Consider the following 18,122-nt stretch of genomic DNA (forward strand, 5'->3'; position numbering starts at 1 on the left):
CTCCCTGAAAGGAGAGGGGGGAAAATCATTTGATTTCGGTTTCCACGAAAACCACTTCGTGGTCGCTGGCGTTGATCACGTTGTGTTCGACGCCAGCCTTGCGGAAGTAGCTCTGGCCGGCCACCAGGGGGGCGTGTTTATCGCCCTCCGAGGTTTCCAGCAGCAGGGTGCCGTTGGTCATCGGCACCACCACATAGTCATAACCGTGGCGGTGGCGGCCGGTTTCGGCACCGGGGGCGAAGCGCCACTCGGTGACGATCACCTCGTCGTTGTCCACTTGTACGGTCGGGACGGCCTGTGGTCGCTGGCTCATCAAGCCACGCCTTGCAGGGCCTGGCCGACAGCGTCGAACAGGCGGTCCAGTTCTTCCGGCTTGGCGTTGAAGGTCGGGCCGAACTGCAGGGTGTCGCCACCGAAGCGCACGTAGAAGCCAGCCTTCCACAGGGCCATGCCGGCTTCGAACGGACGCACGATGGCGTCGCCGTCACGCGGGGCCAGTTGCAGGGCACCGGCCAGGCCGCAGTTGCGGATGTCGATGATGTGCTTGGCACCCTTCAGGCCGTGGATGGCCTTCTCGAAGTGCGGGGCCAGTTCGGCGGATTGCTGTACCAGGTTTTCCTTCTCCAGCAGGTCCAAGGCGGCCAGGCCGGCGGCGCAGGCGACCGGGTGCGCGGAGTAGGTGTAGCCGTGGGTGAACTCGACGGCGTACTCGGGCGTCGCCTGGCCCATGAAGGTCTGGTAGATCTCGCGGCTGGCGATCACCGCGCCCATCGGGATGGCGCCGTTGGTGATCTGCTTGGCCACGTTCATCAGGTCCGGGGTTACGCCGAAGTACTCGGCGCCGGTCATCGTGCCCATGCGGCCGAAGGCGGTGATCACTTCGTCGAAGATCAGCAGGATGTTGTTGGCATCGCAGATTTCGCGCAGGCGCTGCAGGTAACCCGCCGGCGGCACGATCACGCCAGCGGAGCCGGACATCGGCTCGACAATCACGGCGGCGATGTTGGAGGCGTCATGCAGTTCGATCAGCTTCAGCAGCTCATTGGCCAGTTCCACGCCGCCGGTTTCGGCTGCGCCCTTAGTGAAGGCCAGGCCCGGCTGCAGGGTGTGCGGCAGGTGGTCGACGTCCATCAGTTGGCCGAACATCTTACGGTTGCCGCCGATGCCGCCGAGCGCGGTGCCGGCAACGTTCACGCCGTGGTAGCCACGGGCGCGGCCGATCAGCTTGGTCTTCTGCGGCTGGCCTTTCAGGCGCCAGTAGGCACGGGCCATCTTGATGGCGGTGTCGGCGCACTCGGAGCCGGAGCCGGTGAAGAACACATGGTTCAGTTCACCGGGAGTCAGGTTGGCGATCTTCTCGGCCAGCTGGAAGGACAGCGGGTGGCCGTACTGGAATGCCGGGGAGTAATCGAGGGTGCCGAGCTGCTTGGCCACGGCTTCCTGGATTTCCTTGCGGGAGTGGCCGGCGCCGCAGGTCCACAGGCCGGAGAGGCTGTCGTACACGCGACGGCCCTGTTCATCGATCAGCCAGCTGCCTTCGGCGCCGACGATGAAACGCGGGTCGCGCTGGAAGTTGCGGTTGGCGGAGAAAGGCATCCAGTGGGCGTCGAGCTTGAGCTGGCTGGCCAGGGGAAGTTGGGCGGTCTGCGGCATATTCATGTATGGCCTCGGATTGGTCTTGTTCTGAGGAACGACGAGCGACTTGCTGCGGACATTGCCACGGGCATAAAGTCACGAAAATCCAACTTTTCGAATCTTTAGGTTAGAGGCCGCTAAACCATGAGTACCCGTCGCCCCGAGCCGCTGGCGCAAGTCAGCGATTTCGATATCCGTCTGCTGCGCATCTTCCGCAGCGTGGTGGAATGTGGCGGTTTCTCCGCCGCCGAGAACGTGCTGGGCATCGGCCGTTCGGCCATCAGCCAGCAGATGAGCGATCTGGAGCAACGCCTCGGCCTGCGCCTGTGCCAACGCGGGCGCGCCGGTTTCGCCCTGACCGAGGAAGGCCGCGAGGTGTTCCAGTCGTCCATGCAGTTGCTGGCGGCATTGGAAACCTTCCGCACCGAGGTCAACGGCCTGCACCAGCACTTGCGCGGCGAGCTGAACATCGGCCTCACCGACAATCTGGTGACCTTGCCGCACATGCGCATCACCCACGCGCTGTCGCGGCTGAAGGAACGTGGGCCGGATGTGCAGATCAACATCCGCATGACGCCCCCCAGCGAAGTGGAGCAAGGCGTGCTCGATGGCCGCGTGCACGTCGGCGTGGTGCCGCAGACCGCGGCCCTCTCCGGCCTGGAGTACCAGCCGCTGTACAGCGAACGGTCGCTGCTCTACTGCGCCGTGGGCCACCCCCTGTTCTATGCCGATGACACCCAGCTCAGCGACGAGCGCCTGAACGAGCAAGACGCCATCGCCCCCACCTTCCGCCTGCCCGCGGAGATCCAGGCCCACTATCAGGTGCTGAACAACACGGCCAGCGCCTCGGACCGCGAGGGCATGGCCTTCCTGATCCTCACCGGGCGCTACATCGGCTACCTGCCGGACCACTACGCCAGCTTCTGGGTGCAGCAGGGACGGCTGCGGGCATTGAAGCCGGCGAGCCGTTTCTATGACTTGTCCCTGGCCTCGGTGACCCGCAAGGGACGACGGCCGCACCTGGTGCTGGAGAGCTTCCTGGAAGCACTGGCCGCCACCAGTTGATAAACGGCGCGTCGCCCAGAGCGGCCCCTGCGTAGGGTGCGCTGCGCGCACCGGAACCTGCGCGCGAGACTTCTGAACACATGGCGCACCCTACGGCACTCATGCGATACCTGACCGCCAGCAGTGCGAAACGCTGCATTCCAGCCCCATACGGGTGCAGCCCTGGAAAATCCCGCGAAAAACCTGACCAGCGCTACAGTTTTGGCTTGTCGGACACGCCAACCTGAGTTATCAGTGCAGTCGCCAACCCCTCTCAGAATCTGGAAGCCTATGACCTCACTGGTGCCCGCCCATAGCCTGAACCCTTCCGCGAAACCCGCTGGCCGTATCCGTCAGAAAAATGAAGAGCTGATACTCGCCGCTGCGGAAGAAGAGTTCGCCCGCCACGGATTCAAGGGCACCAGCATGAACACCATCGCTCTGCGCGCGGGGTTGCCCAAGGCCAATCTGCACTACTACTTCAGCAACAAGCTGGGGCTGTACATCGCGGTGCTGAGCAACCACCTGGAACTCTGGGACAGCACCTTCAACACCCTGACCGCCGAGGACGACCCGGCCGAAGCGCTGGCGCGCTACATCCGCGCCAAGATGGAGTTCTCCCGCCGCCACCCGCTGGCGTCGAAGATCTTCGCCATGGAGATCATCAGCGGCGGCGGTTGCCTGGAGGCCCACTTCGATCAGGACTACCGCACCTGGTTCAAGGGCCGTGCGGGCGTGTTCGAAGCCTGGATCGCTGCCGGCAAGATGGACCCGGTGGACCCGGTCAATCTGATCTTCCTGCTCTGGGGCAGCACCCAGCACTATGCCGACTTCAATACCCAGATCTGCCGCGTCACCGGCCGCAAGCGCCTGACGAAGGACGACTTCGAAGCGGCGACGCAGAACCTCATCCAGATCATCCTCAAAGGCTGCGGCCTGACGCCGCCCGTGACCACCTGATGCCATTCACGCTGTCCGCTCCCGCCGAATACCGCGAGGAAATCAAGAAGAGCCGCTTCGTCGCCCACGCCGCGCCAGTGACCAGCGTGGAGGAAGCGCAAGCCTTCATCGCACGCCTGTCCGAAGCGGGCGCCTCCCATAACTGCTGGGCCTGGAAGCTGGGCAACCAGTACCGCTTCAGCGACAACGGCGAGCCCGGCGGCACGGCCGGCCGCCCGATACTTGCCGCCATTGAAGGCCAGGACTGTGATCAGGTGGCCGTTCTGGTGATCCGCTATTACGGCGGCATCCAGCTCGGCACCGGCGGCCTCGCCCGCGCCTACGGCGGCAGCGCCGCCAAATGCCTGCAAGGCGGCGAGCGCGTGGAACTGGTGGCGCGCAGCCGCATCAGCTGCCATCCCGGTTTCGCCGAACTGCCCCTGCTCAAGGCACGCCTCGCCGAGTTCGAAGCGTTGGTGGAAAGTGAAAGCTTCGATGCCGAAGGTGCCGAGCTGGTCCTGGCCCTGCCCGATGACCGCATCGCCGGGCTGGAACAGGCCCTGCGGGACATCAGCCGGGGACGGCTGGAAGTGAAAAGGCTGTAAGGCGACGTAGTCATGCCGTGGGGTGCGCCATGCGCACCAAGCCCTGGCCCGGAATCCCTGGTGCGCGCAGCGCACCCTACAGAATGGACCCGCTCCGAATCCCACCCACAATTTCTGTGGAGCCGGCTGTGGATAACTCGTGGACTCCTCGCTGGAGTTCCGCTGCGGCGCGGCTTAGCGAGAATTGTTCGCTTTTTGCCCAATCCCCTGGTTGTCTCCTGCACCAAAGATAAGCAACTGATTTGCGGTGCTTTCCAACGCGCACCAAGGCTGCGCAGTTGGCCATCGCCGTGGCCACCCTTGTCCACGTCCAGCGGGGAAAAAACTGTGGATAAGCTTGGGAATATCCGCCGCAGCCCATAAGCCACGGCACTTGCAGGCGAGTGATCAATAAACAGCCAAAAACTTCCCTGATGAACCTGTGGGGGCGAATTCATTCGCCCCCACAAAGAGCCGGCGCGGCAGCCGCTCAGCACTTTCCCATCCAGCCAGTTAAACTTTCCGACATCCCCGCCTGATGACGAGAAACCACCATGTACGACTGGCTCAATGCCCTGCCCAAGGCTGAACTGCACCTGCACCTTGAGGGCTCGCTGGAACCCGAACTGCTGTTCGCCCTGGCCGAACGCAACAAGGTCACCCTGCCCTGGGCCGACGTGGAAACCCTGCGCAAGGCGTACGCCTTCAACAACCTGCAGGAATTCCTCGACCTCTACTACGCCGGTGCCGACGTGCTGCGCACCGAGCAGGATTTCTACGACCTGACCTGGGCCTACCTGCAACGCTGCAAGGCGCAGAACGTGATCCACACCGAGCCCTTCTTCGACCCGCAGACCCACACCGACCGGGGCATCCCCTTCGAGGTGGTGCTGTCCGGCATCCGCCAGGCCCTGGAAGACGGCCGCGAGCAGCTCGGCATCAGCTCCGGGCTGATCCTCAGTTTCCTGCGCCACCTTTCCGAGGAAGAGGCGCAGAAAACCCTCGACCAGGCCCTGCCCTACCGCGACGCCTTTATCGCCGTAGGCCTGGACAGTTCGGAGAAAGGCCACCCGCCGAGCAAGTTCCAGCGCGTGTTCGACCGTGCCCGCGCCGAGGGCTTCTTCACCGTTGCCCACGCAGGCGAAGAAGGCCCGCCGGAATACATCTGGGAAGCCCTGGACCTGCTCAAGATCGAGCGTATCGACCACGGCGTGCGCGCCATCGAGGACGAGCGCCTGATGCAGCGCATTATCGACGAGCAGATCCCGCTGACCGTCTGCCCGCTGTCCAACATCAAGCTCTGCGTGTTCGAGCACATGCGCCAGCACAACATCCTCGAGATGCTGGAACGCGGCGTGAAGGTGACAGTGAACTCCGACGACCCGGCCTATTTCGGCGGCTACGTCACCGAGAACTTCACCGCCCTGCACGAGCACCTGGGCATGACCGAGGACCAGGCGAAGCGCCTGGCGCAGAACAGCCTGGATGCGCGCCTGGTGAAGTAAGAACCTGTTTACGATCTGCTGTGCGTCGGAGTAACTGCGTTGAAAATGGCTTCGTAAAGCCGCTTGCGGCTAACGCGCTTTAGCGCGGCCCGAAGGGCGAGCGGAGCGAGTAATGCTCATTTACAACTCGTAAACTCGAGTGCGAGCCCAGTCCGCTTCCTCAGCCATTTGATTCGCTGGCGCTCCCCCTTCGGGCCAGCCTGCGGCTGTTACTCCCGTTGGTCGTTGCGCCTTGTTCTTCTCTAGCTCGCGAGATCGTAAACAGGTTCTAAGAGGCGCGCAGCGGCTACGTAGTTTCTATCCACCATCGGTGTCATGGCGGGTTCCGTCTGGTGGACAGAAAAGCGCTGTCCACCCTTGTATCTCGACTTGAGCCTCCTCAGAGGCGATAGTCCCCGACTGATCATCGGGGGAGGAACCGCAAGCCGTGTCCACCCTAAAGCCTCGAGCTTGTAACGTAGATTGCGCTGCGCTCCTCCGCACTCATCCAGTAAGTCCGAACGGTATCCAGAGCTTTGAGCTCGCATCAACAAGGTAGGACGGATGCAGTGACGATCAGCCCTTCACAGGAGAACATGATGGGAGTTGTTGTCGGCATTGATATTGCCAAGCACACATTCGATATCGCCACCTTGCAAGCCAACGGCAAGTACCGCACCAAGGCCAAGCTGGGCAATGACCAGGGCGGCTTCGAAGTTTTGCAGCAGTGGTTGAGCAAGTACGCAGAGCCGCAGGCCTGGGTCGTGATGGAAGCGACAGGTATTTACCACGAGGCCCTTGCCCAATGGCTGTACGGACGGGGTTACAAGGTCTGCGTGCTAAACCCTAGCCAGACGGCGCGTTACGCCAGTAGCCAGTTGCAGCGCGTGAAGACCGACAAGGTCGATGCCAAGATGATTGCAGAGTACGGCCGCAGGCATCAGGACAAGCTGCGTGCCTGGGAGCCTGAAAAGCCGAAGATTCGCCGCCTCAGAGCACTTACGCACCGCCTGAAAGATCTTCAGGAGCTGGAGCAGATGGAGCAAAACCGTCTGGATGTGACGCATGATGACAAAGCTATTGAATTGATTCAGTCGATGCTCAAGCACATCCGCCAACAGATCCAGGACACGCTGGCGGCGATCGAAAAACACTTCGACGACAACGATGATCTCAAGGGGCAGCGGAACCTGCTCAAGAGCATCGATGGCATTGCAGACCGAACCGCGGGACTCTTGCTGGCCGAGCTTGGCGATATCCAGCGCTTTGAGGACAGTCGAGCGGTCACCGCCTTTGCAGGACTGAACCCGAAGTTGCAAGACTCAGGCACGCTCAAGGGCCATGTTCGTATCTCGCGGATGGGCTCTGCCAGGTTGCGCGCAGGACTCTATCTGCCAGCCGTCGTATCCCTGACCTACAACCCAGCTATCCGCGCGCTGGCCGAGCGCATGCGCGGCGCCGGTAAGGCCGGCAAACAGATCGTCTGCGCAGCCATGCGCAAGCTGCTATGCATCGCTTATGGCGTGCTTAAATCAGGCGAGCCGTTTGATCCCAAACTGGCTATTGCGAAGTAAAAAACAAGACGGTATCTACAACAGCGCTCGCAGCCATCTGCCTCGGTTCGCCAAATGTAGGAAATTTCCCAGAGCAGAGTAGTCCGGGATGGACGCCCCACCAGACCGACTTCCGGCGCCCCTTAAGATGCCTCCCATCGCCTGCGAGACCGCCCCTGCGCGGTCTTCGCCGCAAAGCTACTTCTCGATGGATACCGAGGCGCTCCCTTCATGCAGACCCGAATCGTCATTGTCGATGACCACCCCATCACACTGATCGGCATGCGTGCCCTGCTCAGCACCTGCGACGACCTCGCAGTGGTGGGCGAGGCGCAGTGTGTCGACGGTTTGTTCGAACAACTCGACCGCCAGCCCTGTGACCTGCTGGTGACCGACCTGATGATGCCCGACAGCGGCCAGGTCGACGGCCTGCACCTGATCCAGCGGCTCCGTCGGCACTATCCGGCGCTGAAGATCATCGTCGTCACCATGCTCAACAACCCGGCGCTGATCGCCTCGGTGCTGCGCCAGGGCGTGCAGGGGCTGGTGAGCAAGCGCGGGCTGCTCAACGACCTGCCGCGGGCCATTCGTGCCCGCCCCGGCGCGACCTACCTGTCACCCTCGATCCGCCACCTGCTGGACATCGGCGAGGCAGGATGCGGCAAGCCCCTGGCGCAGCCGGAACAGCTCTCGCCCCGCGAGGTGGAGGTGCTGCGCCTCTACGGCGCCGGCCTCGGCGTCGGTGAGATCGCCCAGCGCCTGATGCGCACCAAGCAGACCATCAGCGCCCAGAAGACCAGCGCCATGCGCAAGCTCGGCCTGGACACCAACGCCGCCCTGTTCCTCTACATCCAGGAACACGGCCTCGCCTGACGCCCCCCGCCGGAGACCGACATGCCCAATCACCACAGGCTGCTCGCGCGCCTGGTGCTTTGCTGCGCCTGCCTGCTGCCAATCCCGGCGACCGCACTGGCCAGCGATGCCGTGCCGTCCTACGACGCGGCGCAATTGCAGCTGGACCCGGCCCATCCGCTGGTGGCGCCCGGACAGGACGACAGCCCGCCATCGCACCCCTTCTGGCATGCCTTTCTGCTGGTGTCCTGGATCGTCGTGCCGTCGCTGCTGTGGAACTGGCGCCTGCAGGTCCAGGTCAGCGAGCGCCGGACCGCCCAGGACCAGCTGTGCGACCAGCTGGCTTTCCAGTTCTCCCTGCTCAATGGCCTGCCGACGCCGCTCTACGTCCGCGACCTGGACGGGTGTCTAATTACCTGCAACCGCGCCTACGAGAACTTTTTCGGCAGTTCCCTGGAAGAGTTACGCGGCACTCGCGTCCAGCAACTGCCCTTCGCCCCTCCCGAACTGGTGGAGCTGCTGGCGACGGAATACCAGCAGCTGCTGCAGCATCGCCAGCCGCGCTACTTCGACTGCCGCATCGAGAGCGCCGGGCAATCCTTCCACGTCTACCACTGGCTGGTGCCCTTCTACAGCGCCAGAGGTTCCCTGCAGGGCCTGCTCGGCGGCTGGATCGACATCAGCGACCGCAAGCACCTGGAAGACCGCCTGCGCGAGGCGCAGCAGGCGGCGCTCGACGCCAGTGCCGCCAAAGGCCGGTTCCTCGCCACCATGAGCCACGAACTGCGCACTCCACTCAATGCCCTGGTCGGACTGCTGGAACTGGAAACCACGCGCTGCGCCACGCCCTCGGAGAACCTGCTTATCGCCCAGCAGTCGGCCCATTCGATGATTGACCTGATCGGCAACATCCTCGACCTGGACAAGATCGAGTCCGGGCAGATGCAGCCGGCGCCGCAGCCCACCGACCTCGAAACGCTGCTCAGGGGCAGCCTCGACCTGTTCGCCGCCCAGGCGCGGGAAAAAGGTCTGGACCTCAGGCTGCACTGCGCGCTCCCACCCGCCCGGCATGGACTGCTGGACCCGCTGCGCCTGCGCCAGGTGCTGCACAACCTGCTCGGCAACGCGCTCAAGTTCACCCACCAGGGTCACGTGACCCTGCGTGCCGAAGCGCTTGAACAACCACCGGGCAGGAGCCTGCTGAGGGTCCAGGTCAGCGACAGCGGCATCGGCATCCCGGCACAGATCCAGCCGCGCATTTTCGACGCCTACCGGCAGGCGCACGCCGAGGCCCCCAACGAGTACGGCGGCTCAGGGCTGGGCCTGAGCATCTGCCGTCACCTGACCGACCTCATGGGGGGACGCATCTGGCTGGAAAGCCAACCTGGCCAGGGCTGCCGGATGAACCTGGAACTGCCGCTGGACTGGATTCCCGCTGGTCACGATGCGACACCGCCGCCTGTCCAGCCGGCGGCAACGGGCACAACCGGGCTCGAAGTATTGATCGTCGACGACGTGCCCACAAACGGCCTGGTCCTCCAGCAACAACTGGCCAGCCTCGGCCATCGCGGAACCTTCGTCAGCGACGGCGAAGCGGCGCTGCGCGCCTGCCAGGAACGCCACTTCGACGTGCTGATCAGCGACTGCAACATGCCGCGCATGGACGGCTATACGCTGACCCGCACGGTACGCGCCCGCGAAGCGGCGCACGGCACGACGCCGATGCGGATCATCGGCTACACCGCCAGCGCCCTGAGCGGGGAAGAGTCGCGCTGCCGGGAGGCTGGCATGGACGAGCTGATGATCAAGCCAGTGACTCTCGCCCGCCTGCGCGGCGCGCTGGGCGGCGCGCTGCCGATGATCGACCGGGAACCGGCCGGGGCAAGCGCCGGCCAGGGCTTCGACCTGTCCCACCTCGAAGGCCTGCAGGGCATCGAACCGGCGCTGCTCGACAGGCTGCTCAGCGAACTGCGCAGCAGCCTGACCCAGGAGCGGCAGCGCCTGCGAACGCCGCTGCCGGCGGACGACCCCGAGGCCGTGGGGCAGGTGGCGCATCGCTTGAGCGGTCTGGCCTGCACCATCGATGCGCCGGGGCTCATGCATGCCTGCCAGGGCTTGCAGCCGGCCCTGGAACGCGGTCCCGCCGCCCTTCATGCGCAGCAGTCGCAGGTCCTGGCGAGCCTCGAAGCGCTGCTGCAGCAACTCGGCCAGGAGCCAGGGTCGGCCGTCTGACACCCGCCTGGCCCGCCCATCCCCGCGTTTTCTGACTCGTCCAATGGGGCCGCACAGGCCGCACGGGCATTCTGCGCCAGCCCGGAACGACCCCATCAGCGGTAGCCCCATCTGCCGCCGACAAGGCACCCAGGGCACCCCAATGGACATTTCCAACTCCAAAAAAGGTAATTCGATGAACCACTCCACCCGCCCCCTGGCAGCGCGCATGCTGCCGCTGGCAGCCGCCCTCGGGCTCGCCGCACTCGGCGCCCAGCAGGCCTCCGCCCACGGCTACATCGACAGCCCGAAATCCCGTGCCTACATGTGTGCCGCGTCCGGCGGCAACCTGAACAAGGACTGCGGTTCCGTAGCATGGGAACCACAAAGCATCGAGTACTCGCCGAGCGTCAGCCATCACTACAAGGGCCGCTTCTGCGCAGACGATTTCACCAAATGCGGTCCGGCTGACGGCACCATCCCCTCCGGTGGCATCAAGGGCTTCGCCAAGCTGAACGAGCAGTCGGCGACCCGCTGGCAGAAAACCACCATCAAACCGGGCATGAACGACTTCACCTGGCGCTACACCGCCGGCCATGCCACCGCCTACTACCAGTTCTACATCACCAAGAAAGACTGGAACCCGAACCAGCCGCTGACCCGCGATTCCTTCGAGTCCAAGCCCCTGCTGCACGAGAATGCCAACGGCGCGCGGCCGTCGTCCGGCACCCGCACCACGCACAAGGTGAATATCCCGGCCGACCGCAGCGGCTACCACGTGATCCTGGCCACCTGGAAAATCGCCGACACCGCGGCGACCTTCTACCAGGCCATCGACGTGAACATCGACAACAAGGGCGCGCCGCCGACCGAATGGAACACCATCGGCGCCGTCCAGCCGGAAGCCCTGAGCATCGGCGACAAGGTGATGACCCGCGTCTTCACCAACGCCGGTGAGCAGGCCAACCGCAAGACCGTGCTGAGCATCGACAACGCCCAGCAGGCCCAGGCCAACACCTGGCCCTACCTGCTGGCGCAGAAGGCCAACCTGGCCAACGCCGGCTACCTGATGGGCCAGCTCAACGCCGACGGCAAGGTGGTACCGAACTACGGCACCAACAACATCTACACCAAAGCCGGTAGCGATGTGGTCCGCGTGGAAATCCAGAAGGAGCAGCCGAGCATTCCGGCCGCACTCAGCCTGTCCAGCCTCAACGACAGCTACACCCTGAAAAACGGTGCCACCGAACTGCACTTCAATGCCATCGCTCAGGGCGGCAAGTACACCATCGACGCCACTGTGTTCAACGCCAAGGGTGAGAGCATCGCCTACCAGCAGGGCGAGGCCGGCAACAACATGCCGCACTTCAGCCTGCCGCTGAAGAACGTCCAGGCCGGTGAATACGACCTGGTGGTGGTGGCCAAGCCGGAGAAAGGCGAACTGCTGCAGAAGACCCACCACTTCACCCTCAAGGAAGAAGGCGGTAACGGCGGCGGTGCAGCCAAGTACGACTACGTATTCCCCGACGGAGTGAAGAGCTACCGCGCTGGTGTCCGCGTCCTGGCCAAGGACGGCAACATCTACGAGTGCAAACCGTTCCCGCAAGGCAGCTACTGCCCGCAGTGGAGCCCGAGCGCCAACCACTTCGAACCCGGCGTAGGCCAGTTCTGGTCGCAGGCCTGGATCCGCAAGTAACCCCTCCCGCAACCTGAACGAGCGTGGCGCCCCGGCGCCACGCTCCCGCCGGGGAACCGACATGACTTCCGAACGCTATTCGAAGCCGCGCCGGCTGCTGCACTGGTGCTTCGCCGTGGTGATCATCTGGGCCACAGCCAGTGGCTTCCTCAATTCGATGACGCACCTGCCCGAGCCAGTCAAGAACGCCATCGCCTTCATCAATGTCTCGCTGACCACACTGCTGATCCCCCTCTTCGGCCTGCGCCTGTTCTACCTCCTGGCCCACCCGGCGCCCCATGGACAAGCCCACGACAGCCGGCTCGCCCATCTGCTGGCCCAAGCCGGACACCTGGCGCTCTATGTGACCATCGCCGTCGTGCTGCTGACCGGCGTACTGATGATGGACCGTCCCATCAGCGTCTTCGACCTGCTGGTGCTGCCGCAGCCTCTCAGTGAGCCGGTATTGATCGAATTCTTCGACACAACCCACCGCTACAGCTGCATCGCCCTGGCCCTGCTGGTGATCGGCCACGTTGCCGCCGTGGCAGTGCACCAGTGGCGTGGACACGGCGTGCTGCAACGCATGGCCGTGTGATCACCATGCCGCGCATTCTTCCCCTACTGGCGCAGCGAGGCCTGATTCCCGTTGGCATCATTGCGCTGAGTGCCTGGCTGGCCTGGCTCGGTGTGCAGGGCTGGAACTACTGGCAGGCAATGGATACACCACCCGACCCAGCGATCGCATCGGTAGACCGATCAGCTCCGACTCACCATGCGCTGGACCAGTACACCATCGCCGAACTGTTCGGCGCGGTACCGTCGGAACCGCTGGATGCCAGCCCGCACGCGGTCGCGCTGACCCTGCTGGCCAGCCTCAGTGACGACCACGCGGTGCTGTCCCGCGCGCTGATCGAGTCGCCCGAGGGTAGCGCCTTCTACCGCCTCGGCGACCGCCTGCCCGGCGGTGCGCGGCTCAAGGCGGTGCATCCCGACCATGTACTGATCCAACTGGGCGGTCGCGAACAACGGCTGTCCTTTCCCCGTGTCCCGGAGCGCCTGCTGGCGCCGCGCGCCGCGCCCTGACCTACCCGGTAGAGACCAACGCCATGAACCTGACCCGACTCACGGGCGCCCTGCTGATGCTCGGCACCCTGCTCACCCCGCTGCCAACACTGGCCGCCAAGGGCGATGAACGCCAGTGGACCCTGAACATGAAGGATGCGGAACTGCGCGACCTGGTCAGCGAGGTGGGCGACATCACCGGTAAAACCATGGTGCTCGACCCACGCATGAGTGGGCGGGTGACGGTGCAGTCCTCCACCGCCATGGACCAGGCCGGCATCTACTCGCTGTTCCTCACCGTGCTGCGCAGCCAGGGTTTCGCAGCCCTGGACCAGGGTGACCGGGTGCTGATCGTCCCGGTCGCCGACGCCAAGACCCGCGCCAGCGACAAGGCCGGCGACGAGTTCGTCACCGAAGTGCTGACCCTGCACAACGCCACCTCCAGCGAGGTCGCCGCCGTGGTGCGCCCGCTGGTGGCACCGGACGCCTACGTGGCGCCCTCGGCCAGCTCCAATGCCCTGGTGGTGACCGACAGTGCCAGCAACGTCGAACGCATCCGCCAGGTGGTGCGCGAGCTGGACGGCGCCGGCAACCCGGCCTTCAGCACCCTTGAACTCAAGCACGCCTGGGCCGTCGACGTCGCCAAGACCCTGACCGACAGCGTCACCCAGAACGGCAACGGCCCGAGCAACACCAAGGCCATCGGCGATGCGCGCAGCAACCGGGTGATCCTCATCGGCCCGTCCCAGGCTCGCCAGCGCATGGCCGAACTGGCCCGCTCCCTCGACGTGCCGGGCAGCGCGAACGACAGTGCCCGCGTCGTGCGCCTGCACCACAGCGACGCCAAGCAACTGGAAGAGCTGCTCAACGGCATCGGCAAGCATCTGGACAATGGCCGCGGCAGCGAGGGTGGCAGCGCCGCCGGCAGCGTGCTGGTCAGCGCCGACAAGAGCCAGAACGCCCTGGTGCTGATGGCCGAGCCAGCACAGCTGGCAATGCTCGACAAGGTCATCGGCGAGCTCGACCGGCCGCGCGCCCAGGTGCTGGTGGAAGCGGCCATCGTCGAAGTCAGCGGCGACATCAGCGACGCCCTCGGCGTGCAGTGGGCCGGAAGCGGGGAGCACGGGTTCGGCGCCAGCAACTTCCCCGGCACGGGCCTGGCTATCGGCACCCTCGCCAAAGCCAATCAGGACAAGCTGCCGAACCTGCCGGAGGGCGCCATCATCGGCCTGGGCAGCCGCAACTTCGGCGCGCTGGTCACCGCGCTGTCCAGCAACTCCAACAACAACCTGCTATCCACCCCGAGCCTGCTGACCCTGGACAACGAAACGGCGGAAATCCTCGTCGGCCAGAACGTGCCCTTCCAAACCGGCTCCTACACCACCGACACCGCCGGAGCCAGCAACCCCTTCACCACCGTCGAGCGCAAGGACGTCGGCATCACCCTCAAGGTGACTCCGCACATCAACGAAGGCGACTCGCTGCGGCTGAAGGTGGAACAGGAAAGCTCCGAGCTGGCCACCACGCCGGCCGGCATCAGCACCAGCGATGTGGTCACCAACAAGCGCGCGGTGAAAAGCACCATCCTCGCCGACGACGGGCAGATCATCGTGCTCGGTGGCCTGATCAAGGACAACCTCAAGACCCAGGTGAGCAAGGTGCCGCTGCTCGGCGACATCCCGCTGCTGGGCAGGCTGTTCCGCAGCACCCGCGAGGTCAACGAAAAGACCAACCTGATGGTCTTCCTGCGCCCGACCCTGCTGCGCGACAGCGCCGCCGGCAGCCAGGCCAGCGCACGCAAGTACAACGACCTGCGCCAGTTGCGCCCAGCCAATCGCGGCGACAACCGCCTGCTGCTGCCCAAGGACAGCCATGGCCTGTTCGACGCATCAAAGAAAGATCCGGTGCTGGACCTGCGCCAGCCGGAACCGCGCCCATGAGCGCCCTGCCCCCCCTGCCGTTCAGCTATGCCCGGCGTCACGGCGTACTGCTGGAGCCGGGCGCGGATGGCCCGCTGCTGGTGTGCCGGACGGACACGCCACTGGAGATCCTCGCCGAGGTGCGCCGGCACGTCGCCATCGTCGGCCGCAGCCTGGTACTCGACATGGACGCCTTTGCCCAGCGTCTGGCGGAGCGTTATCGCGATGGTCGCGGCGATGCCATGCAGGTGGCCGAGGGCCTGGGCGCCGAGATCGCCAGCCAGGACGACCTCGCCAGCCTCGCCGAGCAACTGCCACAGACCACCGACCTGCTGGAGCAGGAAGACGACGCGCCGATCATCCGCCTGATCAACGCCATCCTCGGCGAGGCGGTGAAGGCCAAGGCCTCGGACATCCACCTGGAAACCTTCGAGCAGCACCTTTCCGTCCGCCTGCGGGTGGACGGCCTGTTGCGCGAAGTCCTGCGCCCCCGCCGCGAACTGGCGGGGCTGCTGGTGTCGCGGATCAAGGTGATGGCCAAACTCGACATCGCCGAGAAGCGCATCCCCCAGGACGGCCGCATCGCCCTGCGCATCGCCGGCCACGAGGTGGACGTGCGTGTCTCCACCCTGCCCTCGGCCCACGGCGAACGGGTGGTGATGCGCCTCTTGGACAAGCAGGCCGGGCGCCTGGACCTTAGCCGCCTGGGCATGGCAACGGGAACCCGCGAACGGCTGGAGGGCGCCCTGCACCGGCCCCACGGCATCCTGCTGGTCACCGGCCCCACCGGCTCGGGCAAGACCACCACCCTTTATGCGGGCCTGGCCAGCCTCAACAGCCTGAGCCGCAACATCCTCACCATCGAAGACCCGGTGGAGTACCACCTGCCGGGCATCGGCCAGACCCAGGTCAACACCAAGGTGGACATGACCTTCGCCCGTGGCCTGCGCGCCATCCTGCGCCAGGACCCGGACGTGGTGATGGTCGGCGAGATCCGCGACCGGGAAACCGCGGAGATCGCCGTTCAGGCCTCGCTGACCGGCCACCTGGTGCTCTCCACCCTGCACACCAACAGCGCCGTGGGCGCCGTCACCCGCCTGGTGGACATGGGCATCGAACCCTTCCTGCTCAGCACTTCGCTGCTGGGCGTCCTGGCCCAACGCCTGGTGCGCCTGCTCTGCCCCCGGTGCAAGACGCAAGCCACGGCGGACGCCACAGCCTGCGCCCACCTCGGGCTGGACCCGGCGAGCCCACCGACATTGTGGCAACCCGTAGGGTGCGATGCCTGCCAGCACAGCGGCTACCGCGGCCGCCAGGGCATCTACGAGCTGGTGTTGCTGGATGAAGCCCTGCGCCAGCTGATCCACCAGTGTGCCGGCGAAGCCGAGCTGGCCCGCCACGCCCGCCAGCAGGGCACCCGCCTGTTCGCCGATGGCCGCGCCAAGGTGCTGGCCGGCGTCACCAGCCTGGAAGAACTGCTGCGCGTGACCCGCGAGGACTGAGCATGGCCGCCTACGAATACCTCGCCATGGACCCGGCCGGACGCAAGCTGCGCGGCGTGCAGGAAGCCGACAGCGAACGCCAGGCCCGCCAGTTGCTGCGCGAGCGCCACCTGGTGCCGCTGCGCCTGCGCACTGCCCGCGACGGCCAGCGCTCCACGGGCAGCAGCCGGCGCGGCCTCGGCGCCGCCGAGCTGGCGCTGGTCACCCGCCAGCTCGCCACACTGGTGCAGGCGGCACTGCCGCTGGAGGAGGTGCTTGCCGCAGTGGCGGCTCAATGCGAGAAGCGCAGTCACCAGAGCATGCTGCTGGCCATTCGCGCGCGGGTACTCGAAGGCCACGGCCTGGCCCGCGCCATGGCCGAGTTCCCCCGCGCCTTCCCAGCGCTGTACCGCGCCACGGTGGCGGCGGGTGAACGCGCTGGCCATCTGGGCCAGGTGCTGCTGCAGCTGGCCGACTACACCGAAGCACGCCAGGCCGCGCGCCAGCAGATCCAGTTGGCCCTGCTCTACCCGAGCATCCTGCTGCTGGCGGCTTTCGGCATCGTTGGTTTCCTGCTCGGCTTCGTGGTGCCGGATGTGGTCAAGGTGTTCATCGACAGTGGCCAGGAACTGCCGACGCTGACCCGTGGCCTGATCGCCGCCAGCGCCATCTTGCGCGACCACGGCCTGCTGATGCTGGCCCTGCTTGCCGGCCTCGTCGGCGCGGCCCGCTTGACGCAACAACGACCGGTCGCACGCCTGCGCTGGCACGCCGCGCAGTTGCGTCTGCCAGTACTGGGCAAGGTCCTGCGCGCCAGCAATTGCAGCCGTTTCATCAGCACCCTGGCAATCCTTGGGCGCAGCGGCGTGCCGCTGGTGGACGCCCTGGAAATCGCCGCCGAAGTGGTGGCCAACCAGCAGATTCGGACCGGTCTGAAAGACGTGGCGCGCGCCGTGCGCGAAGGTGGCGGCCTGACCCGGGCACTGGAACGCAGCGGCCACTTCCCGCCGATGATGCTCTACATGATCGCCAGCGGCGAACGCTCCGGTGAGCTGGACGCCATGCTTGAGCGCGCCGCGCGCCAGCAGGAAGCACACCTGGCCAACCGCATCGCCCTGCTGGTTGGCCTGTTCGAGCCGGCCATGCTGGTGTTCATGGGCGCCAGCGTGCTGCTCATCGTGCTGGCGATCCTGATGCCCATCCTCAGCCTCAATCAACTCGTTACCTGACAGATAGGCACAACCATGCCCACGCAATCGCAACAACGGGGTTTCACCCTGATCGAAATCATGGTGGTGGTGGTCATCCTCGGGGTGCTCGCCGCCCTGGTGGTCCCGCAACTCATGAGCCGTCCCGACCAGGCCAAGGTCACCGCCGCGCAGAGCGACATCAAGGCCATTGCCATGGCCCTGGATATCTACAAGCTCGACAACCACATCTACCCCAGCACCCAGCAGGGGCTAGATGCCCTGGTGAGCCGCCCTTCCGGCACCCCGCCCGCGCGCAACTGGAACCCCGACGGCTACCTCAAGCGCCTGCCCGTCGACCCTTGGGGCAACGCCTACCAGTACCTCGCCCCCGGCAGCGACGGCAACGCTTTCGATCTGTTCTCCTTCGGCGCCGATGGCCGCGCGGGCGGCGACGGGCTGAACGCCGATATCGGCAACTGGGACCTCTGAC

Annotated in this window: 16 protein-coding genes; 14 read left to right on the forward strand and 2 right to left on the reverse strand. The window is 65.4% G+C overall.

Annotation, left to right across the window (positions count from 1 at the left end):
* Positions 1–25: 25 nt before the first annotated feature.
* Positions 26–313: a cupin domain-containing protein gene (locus tag THL1_RS24935; RefSeq protein WP_069085744.1), complete on the reverse strand. Its 288-nt coding sequence runs from the start codon at positions 311–313 to the stop codon at positions 26–28.
* Positions 313–1,659, reverse strand: coding sequence for an aspartate aminotransferase family protein (locus THL1_RS24940; protein WP_069085745.1), 1,347 nt, complete (start codon positions 1,657–1,659; stop codon positions 313–315). The genes THL1_RS24935 and THL1_RS24940 overlap by 1 nt, the downstream gene beginning before the upstream one ends.
* Before the next feature lie 120 nt (positions 1,660–1,779).
* Here THL1_RS24940 and THL1_RS24945 point away from each other — a divergent pair, with 120 nt between their 5' ends.
* The 14 genes from THL1_RS24945 to gspG all read left to right on the forward strand — a co-directional run bounded on the left by THL1_RS24945 (position 1,780) and on the right by gspG (position 18,121).
* Entirely contained in the window at positions 1,780–2,700 is a 921-nt protein-coding gene (locus THL1_RS24945) for a LysR family transcriptional regulator (RefSeq protein ID WP_069085746.1), read from the forward strand.
* 270 nt (positions 2,701–2,970) lie between these two features.
* Complete coding sequence (locus THL1_RS24950) at positions 2,971–3,639, forward strand: TetR/AcrR family transcriptional regulator (protein ID WP_069085747.1); 669 nt, start codon at positions 2,971–2,973, stop codon at positions 3,637–3,639.
* The gene (locus THL1_RS24955; RefSeq protein WP_069085748.1) at positions 3,639–4,223 is read left to right on the forward strand and encodes an IMPACT family protein; all 585 of its coding nucleotides are present in this window, start codon (positions 3,639–3,641) and stop codon (positions 4,221–4,223) included. Before THL1_RS24950 ends, THL1_RS24955 begins: the two co-directional genes overlap by 1 nt.
* 533 nt (positions 4,224–4,756) lie before the next feature.
* Positions 4,757–5,707, forward strand: coding sequence for an adenosine deaminase (locus tag THL1_RS24960; protein WP_069085749.1), 951 nt, complete (start codon positions 4,757–4,759; stop codon positions 5,705–5,707).
* A 548-nt stretch (positions 5,708–6,255) separates the two neighbouring features.
* Positions 6,256–7,260, forward strand: a complete 1,005-nt coding sequence (locus THL1_RS24965) for an IS110 family transposase (protein WP_237234745.1) — start codon at positions 6,256–6,258, stop codon at positions 7,258–7,260.
* A gap of 210 nt (positions 7,261–7,470) precedes the next feature.
* Positions 7,471–8,112 (forward strand): response regulator transcription factor, encoded by a 642-nt coding sequence (locus tag THL1_RS24970; RefSeq protein ID WP_069085750.1) that lies wholly within the window; start codon positions 7,471–7,473, stop codon positions 8,110–8,112.
* Positions 8,113–8,133: 21 nt separating this feature from the next.
* The gene (locus tag THL1_RS24975; protein ID WP_069085751.1) at positions 8,134–10,323 is read left to right on the forward strand and encodes an ATP-binding protein; all 2,190 of its coding nucleotides are present in this window, start codon (positions 8,134–8,136) and stop codon (positions 10,321–10,323) included.
* 175 nt (positions 10,324–10,498) lie between these two features.
* A complete protein-coding gene (gbpA, locus tag THL1_RS24980; protein ID WP_069085752.1) occupies positions 10,499–11,998 on the forward strand; it encodes an N-acetylglucosamine-binding protein GbpA in 1,500 nt (499 codons plus the stop codon).
* A gap of 61 nt (positions 11,999–12,059) precedes the next feature.
* Positions 12,060–12,575: a cytochrome b gene (locus THL1_RS24985; protein ID WP_069085753.1), complete on the forward strand. Its 516-nt coding sequence runs from the start codon at positions 12,060–12,062 to the stop codon at positions 12,573–12,575.
* A 5-nt stretch (positions 12,576–12,580) separates the two neighbouring features.
* The gene (locus THL1_RS24990) at positions 12,581–13,063 is read left to right on the forward strand and encodes a type II secretion system protein N (RefSeq protein WP_145928385.1); all 483 of its coding nucleotides are present in this window, start codon (positions 12,581–12,583) and stop codon (positions 13,061–13,063) included.
* A 23-nt stretch (positions 13,064–13,086) separates the two neighbouring features.
* Positions 13,087–14,982, forward strand: coding sequence for a type II secretion system secretin GspD (gene gspD / locus THL1_RS24995; protein ID WP_069085755.1), 1,896 nt, complete (start codon positions 13,087–13,089; stop codon positions 14,980–14,982).
* Positions 14,979–16,463, forward strand: a complete 1,485-nt coding sequence (gene gspE / locus THL1_RS25000) for a type II secretion system ATPase GspE (protein ID WP_069085756.1) — start codon at positions 14,979–14,981, stop codon at positions 16,461–16,463. Before gspD ends, gspE begins: the two co-directional genes overlap by 4 nt.
* 2 nt (positions 16,464–16,465) lie before the next feature.
* The gene (gspF, locus tag THL1_RS25005) at positions 16,466–17,671 is read left to right on the forward strand and encodes a type II secretion system inner membrane protein GspF (protein WP_069085757.1); all 1,206 of its coding nucleotides are present in this window, start codon (positions 16,466–16,468) and stop codon (positions 17,669–17,671) included.
* A 15-nt stretch (positions 17,672–17,686) separates the two neighbouring features.
* Positions 17,687–18,121, forward strand: coding sequence for a type II secretion system major pseudopilin GspG (gene gspG, locus THL1_RS25010; protein ID WP_069085758.1), 435 nt, complete (start codon positions 17,687–17,689; stop codon positions 18,119–18,121).
* Position 18,122: the final 1 nt, after the last annotated feature.

Origin of the sequence: Pseudomonas sp. TCU-HL1 (assembly GCF_001708505.1) — a bacterium.
GTDB lineage: Bacteria > Pseudomonadota > Gammaproteobacteria > Pseudomonadales > Pseudomonadaceae > Metapseudomonas.